Annotated in this window: 2 tRNA genes and 3 rRNA genes; all 5 read right to left on the reverse strand. The window is 47.5% G+C overall.

What is annotated here, in order from left to right:
• Positions 1–107 precede the first annotated feature (107 nt).
• A 5S ribosomal RNA gene (rrf, locus tag GV828_RS13015) occupies positions 108–217 on the reverse strand.
• A gap of 116 nt (positions 218–333) precedes the next feature.
• Positions 334–3,213, reverse strand: a 23S ribosomal RNA gene (locus GV828_RS13020).
• A 114-nt stretch (positions 3,214–3,327) separates the two neighbouring features.
• Positions 3,328–3,404 (reverse strand) — tRNA-Ala (locus GV828_RS13025).
• A 129-nt stretch (positions 3,405–3,533) separates the two neighbouring features.
• Positions 3,534–3,607, reverse strand: a tRNA-Ile gene (locus tag GV828_RS13030).
• An 88-nt stretch (positions 3,608–3,695) separates the two neighbouring features.
• Positions 3,696–5,213 (reverse strand): 16S ribosomal RNA (locus GV828_RS13035).
• Together the 16S, 23S and 5S rRNA genes with 2 tRNA genes alongside form the textbook arrangement of a ribosomal RNA operon.
• Positions 5,214–5,556: the final 343 nt, after the last annotated feature.

Genomic DNA, 5,556 nt, shown 5'->3' on the forward strand with positions numbered 1-5,556 from the left:
ATTTCTGATGAGGATTTTAAAGAAAGGCGGCGGATCGAGCCCGAAGGTCGACACGCCGCACCTATAAAAAAAAGAAGCCCGCTCTTTTCAGAGCGGGCTATCTTAAAGAAAGGCGGCGACATACTCTCCCACAGGATTGCAGTACCATCTGCGCAGGCGGGCTTAACTTCTCTGTTCGGAATGGGAAGAGGTGAGCCCCGCCGCAATAACCACCTTAGGTTTTTATGCTGAGTTTTTCAGCATCTCCGGCTAGGAGGAATATTTTAACATACTGGGATAAAGAATATTTTTATTTAGAAAGTTGCCTTCCCCGACTTGCATCGGGGAAGAGTGGCGCATAAGCTTACGGGTTATTAGTACTACTCGGCTATGACATTACTGCCTTTACACCTATAGCCTATCAACGTGGTCATCTTCCACGACCCTTAAAAGAAATCTCATCTTGTGGTGGGTTTCGCGCTTATATGCTTTCAGCGCTTATCCCTTCCCGACGTAGCTACTCTGCAATGCCCCTGGCGAGACAACAGATACACCAGCGGTCAGTCCAACTCGGTCCTCTCGTACTAGAGTCAGATCCACTCAAATTTCTTACGCCCGCAGTAGATAGAGACCGAACTGTCTCACGACGTTCTGAACCCAGCTCGCGTGCCACTTTAATGGGCGAACAGCCCAACCCTTGGGACCTTCTCCAGCCCCAGGATGTGACGAGCCGACATCGAGGTGCCAAACCCCCCCGTCGATATGAGCTCTTGGGGGAGATCAGCCTGTTATCCCCGGCGTACCTTTTATCCTTTGAGCGATGGCCCTTCCATGCGGAACCACCGGATCACTATGCTCTACTTTCGTACCTGATCGACCTGTATGTCTCTCAGTCAAGCTCCCTTATGCCATTGCACTCTACGCACGGTTACCAAGCGTGCTGAGGGAACCTTTAGAAGCCTCCGTTACTCTTTTGGAGGCGACCACCCCAGTCAAACTACCCACCAAGCAATGTCCCCGCCATAGGCGGGTTAGATCTCAGATAAGCAAAGGGTGGTATTTCAACAATGACTCCCCGAATCCTGGCGAACCCGGTTCAAAGTCTCCCACCTATCCTACACATCACTTATCCAAGACCAATACTAAGCTATAGTAAAGGTGCACAGGGTCTTTTCGTCCCACTGCGGGTAATCGGCATCTTCACCGATACTACAATTTCACCGAGCTCATGGCTGAGACAGTGTCCAGATCGTTACACCATTCGTGCAGGTCGGAACTTACCCGACAAGGAATTTCGCTACCTTAGGACCGTTATAGTTACGGCCGCCGTTTACTGGGGCTTCAATTCAATGCTTCTCCGAAGATAACATCTCCTCTTAACCTTCCAGCACCGGGCAGGTGTCAGGCCCTATACTTCATCTTACGATTTTGCAGAGCCCTGTGTTTTTGATAAACAGTCGCCTGGACCTCTTCACTGCGGCCAGCATTGCTGCTGGCGACCTTTCTCCCGAAGTTACAGGTCTATTTTGCCTAATTCCTTAGCCATGAATCTCTCGAGCACCTTAGGATTCTCTCCTCGACTACCTGTGTCGGTTTACGGTACGGGTTGTTTTAATCTAAGTTTAGAGGTTTTTCTTGGAAGCCCTTAGGTACACTATCTCTTTGCCCGAAGGCTCCGAGTACTATCGCATTTCCCCAAATCCTGCGCATTTTACTACAAGACTTATAGGTAGGTGCTTTAACGAACTATTCCGTCAGTTCGCGGTACTTTCATCACTCCGTCACCCCATCACAATTAAAACAAGTACGGGAATATTAACCCGTTGGCCATCGACTGTCCCTTTCGGGTTCGCCTTAGGACCCGACTAACCCTCAGCTGATTAGCATAGCTGAGGAAACCTTAGTCTTTCGGTGGCGGTGTTTCTCGCACCGCTTATCGTTACTTATGCCTACATTTTCTTTTCTAACCAGTCCAGCATACCTCACGATACACCTTCAACCCTGTTAGAATGCTCCCCTACCACTTACATTACTGTAAATCCATAGCTTCGGTAGTATACTTATGCCCGATTATTATCCATGCTCGTCCGCTCGACTAGTGAGCTGTTACGCACTCTTTAAATGAATGGCTGCTTCCAAGCCAACATCCTAGCTGTCTGGGCAGACAAACCTCGTTTTTTCAACTTAGCATACATTTGGGGACCTTAGCTGATGGTCTGGGTTCTTTCCCTCTCGGACATGGACCTTAGCACCCATGCCCTCACTGCTGGTAAACATTATATAGCATTCGGAGTTTGTCAGGAATTGGTAGGCGGTGAAGCCCCCGCATCCAATCAGTAGCTCTACCTCTATATAACTTATTCCAGCGCTGCACCTAAATGCATTTCGGGGAGTACGAGCTATTTCCGAGTTTGATTGGCCTTTCACCCCTACCCACAGGTCATCCGAAGACTTTTCAACGTCAACCGGTTCGGACCTCCACTATGTGTTACCACAGCTTCATCCTGCCCATGGGTAGATCACACGGTTTCGCGTCTAACACTACTGACTTAAGCGCCCTATTCAGACTCGCTTTCGCTACGGATCCATGACTTAATCACTTATCCTTGCCAGCAACGTTAACTCGTAGGCTCATTATGCAAAAGGCACGCCGTCACCCCACTAAAGGGCTCCGACCGCTTGTAGGCGTATGGTTTCAGGATCTATTTCACTCCGTTATTCACGGTTCTTTTCACCTTTCCCTCACGGTACTGGTTCACTATCGGTCTCTCAGGAGTATTTAGCCTTACCGGATGGTCCCGGTGGATTCAGACAGGGTTTCACGTGCCCCGCCCTACTCAGGATTACACTATCTATTATATTCTTTACCTGTACAGGGCTATCACCTTGTTTTGCAGCACTTTCCAGAGCCTTCCAGTTCAGTTTACATAGAATGTCGTGGTCCTACAACCCCATTATTGCCGTAACAACAATGGTTTGGGCTAATCCGCGTTCGCTCGCCACTACTTACGGAATCACTTTTGTTTTCTTCTCCTCCGCCTACTTAGATGTTTCAGTTCAGCGGGTTTGCTCACCTATCGGTGTACTATGTCTTCAACATAGTGGGTTGCCCCATTCGGATATCTACGGATCAATCGATGTGTGCTCGTCCCCGTAGCTTTTCGCAGCTTATCACGTCCTTCTTCGCCTCTGAGAGCCTAGGCATCCCCCATACGCCCTTATTTTGCTTATTGCGCTTGTTTTTTCTTCTTACAAAGAAAATTGCTTTCTACTTTTTAAATGTTTCTTATCCCAATATGTCAATGAACTTTAAGCTGTAAGCCGTCAGCTAATAGCTGCCAGTTAGCTTGGTGGAGAATATCGGAGTCGAACCGATGACCTCCTGCGTGCAAGGCAGGCGCTCTAGCCAGCTGAGCTAATCCCCCATTTTCTTAGTGATGAGTTATTAGTTATGAGTTATGAGTTACACAACTTCTCAACTCCCAGAATTTCCTAGTTAAGTAAAAACGTTTTTAATATCAAACTAATAGTTTAAAACCATTTGTTTGAAAAAGTAGTCCCGGGCAGACTCGAACTGCCGACCCCTACATTATCAGTGTAGTACTCTAACCAGCTGAGCTACGAGACTCTGTTTCTTCTTAATTTTTTTTGAACCAACAGCGAGAGCGAGAATGGTTTTTAACCAAAGAAATCTACAATCTCTTTTTTTTCTCTAGAAAGGAGGTGTTCCAGCCGCACCTTCCGGTACGGCTACCTTGTTACGACTTAGCCCCAGTTACTAGTTTTACCCTAGGCAGCTCCTTGCGGTCACCGACTTCAGGCACCCCCAGCTTCCATGGCTTGACGGGCGGTGTGTACAAGGCCCGGGAACGTATTCACCGGATCATGGCTGATATCCGATTACTAGCGATTCCAGCTTCACGGAGTCGAGTTGCAGACTCCGATCCGAACTGAGAACGGTTTTATAGATTCGCTCCTACTCACGTAGTGGCTGCTCTCTGTACCGCCCATTGTAGCACGTGTGTAGCCCAAGGCGTAAGGGCCGTGATGATTTGACGTCATCCCCACCTTCCTCACGGTTTGCACCGGCAGTCTTGTTAGAGTTCCCGACATTACTCGATGGCAACTAACAACAGGGGTTGCGCTCGTTATAGGACTTAACCTGACACCTCACGGCACGAGCTGACGACAACCATGCAGCACCTTGAAAGACGTCCGAAGAAAAAACTGTTTCCAGTCCTGTCGTCTCCCATTTAAGCCTTGGTAAGGTTCCTCGCGTATCATCGAATTAAACCACATGCTCCACCGCTTGTGCGGGCCCCCGTCAATTCCTTTGAGTTTCATTCTTGCGAACGTACTCCCCAGGTGGGATACTTATCACTTTCGCTTAGCCACTCAGTATTGCTACCGAACAGCTAGTATCCATCGTTTACGGCGTGGACTACCAGGGTATCTAATCCTGTTCGCTCCCCACGCTTTCGTCCATCAGCGTCAATATATTGATAGTAACCTGCCTTCGCAATTGGTATTCCATGTAATCTCTAAGCATTTCACCGCTACACTACATATTCTAGTTACTTCCCAATAATTCAAGCCCTACAGTATCAATGGCAGTTTCCCGGTTGAGCCGGGAGATTTCACCACTGACTTATAAGGCCGCCTACGGACCCTTTAAACCCAATGATTCCGGATAACGCTTGGATCCTCCGTATTACCGCGGCTGCTGGCACGGAGTTAGCCGATCCTTATTCTTACAGTACCGTCAAGGCTCTACACGTAGAACTGTTTCTTCCTGTACAAAAGCAGTTTACAACCCATAGGGCAGTCATCCTGCACGCGGCATGGCTGGTTCAGACTTGCGTCCATTGACCAATATTCCTCACTGCTGCCTCCCGTAGGAGTCTGGTCCGTGTCTCAGTACCAGTGTGGGGGATCTCCCTCTCAGGACCCCTACCCATCATCGTCTTGGTGTGCCGTTACCACACCAACTAACTAATGGGACGCATGCTCATCTTGTACCGTTGGAACTTTAATAATCAAATGATGCCATTTAAAAATACTATGGGGCATTAATCCAAATTTCTCTGGGCTATTCCCCTGTACAAGGTAGATTGCATACGCGTTACGCACCCGTGCGCCGGTCTCTAAATAGCAAGCTATTTATACCCCTCGACTTGCATGTGTTAGGCCTGCCGCTAGCGTTCATCCTGAGCCAGGATCAAACTCTTCATCGTATATTTTTAATGTTGTAAAAATCGATGCAGATTTTGGTCTTTGATTTTTTTAATCATCGACGCTCTCTTATTTTTTTGCTGTCAATCCAATATGTCTATGAACGTGTCTTCTTACTTTTTACCGAATCTCTCCGGCTTGTCACTTCTTGCGTTTCAGCCTCGCAGCGTTTGTTTCTCAAAGCGGGTGCAAAAGTACAACTTATTTTTTAACTCACAAGCTTTTTGAAAAAAAATTTTATTTATTTTTCCGAAGCTTTTTTTGTCCCTAAAAAACTGCGTTTTGCGGAGGGCAAAGATACAACCTTTATTTCCTATTTCGCAAATCTTTTTTTAGATTTTTTTT

This window comes from Flavobacterium ichthyis (assembly GCF_009915155.1).
In the GTDB taxonomy this organism is placed as follows: domain Bacteria; phylum Bacteroidota; class Bacteroidia; order Flavobacteriales; family Flavobacteriaceae; genus Flavobacterium; species Flavobacterium ichthyis.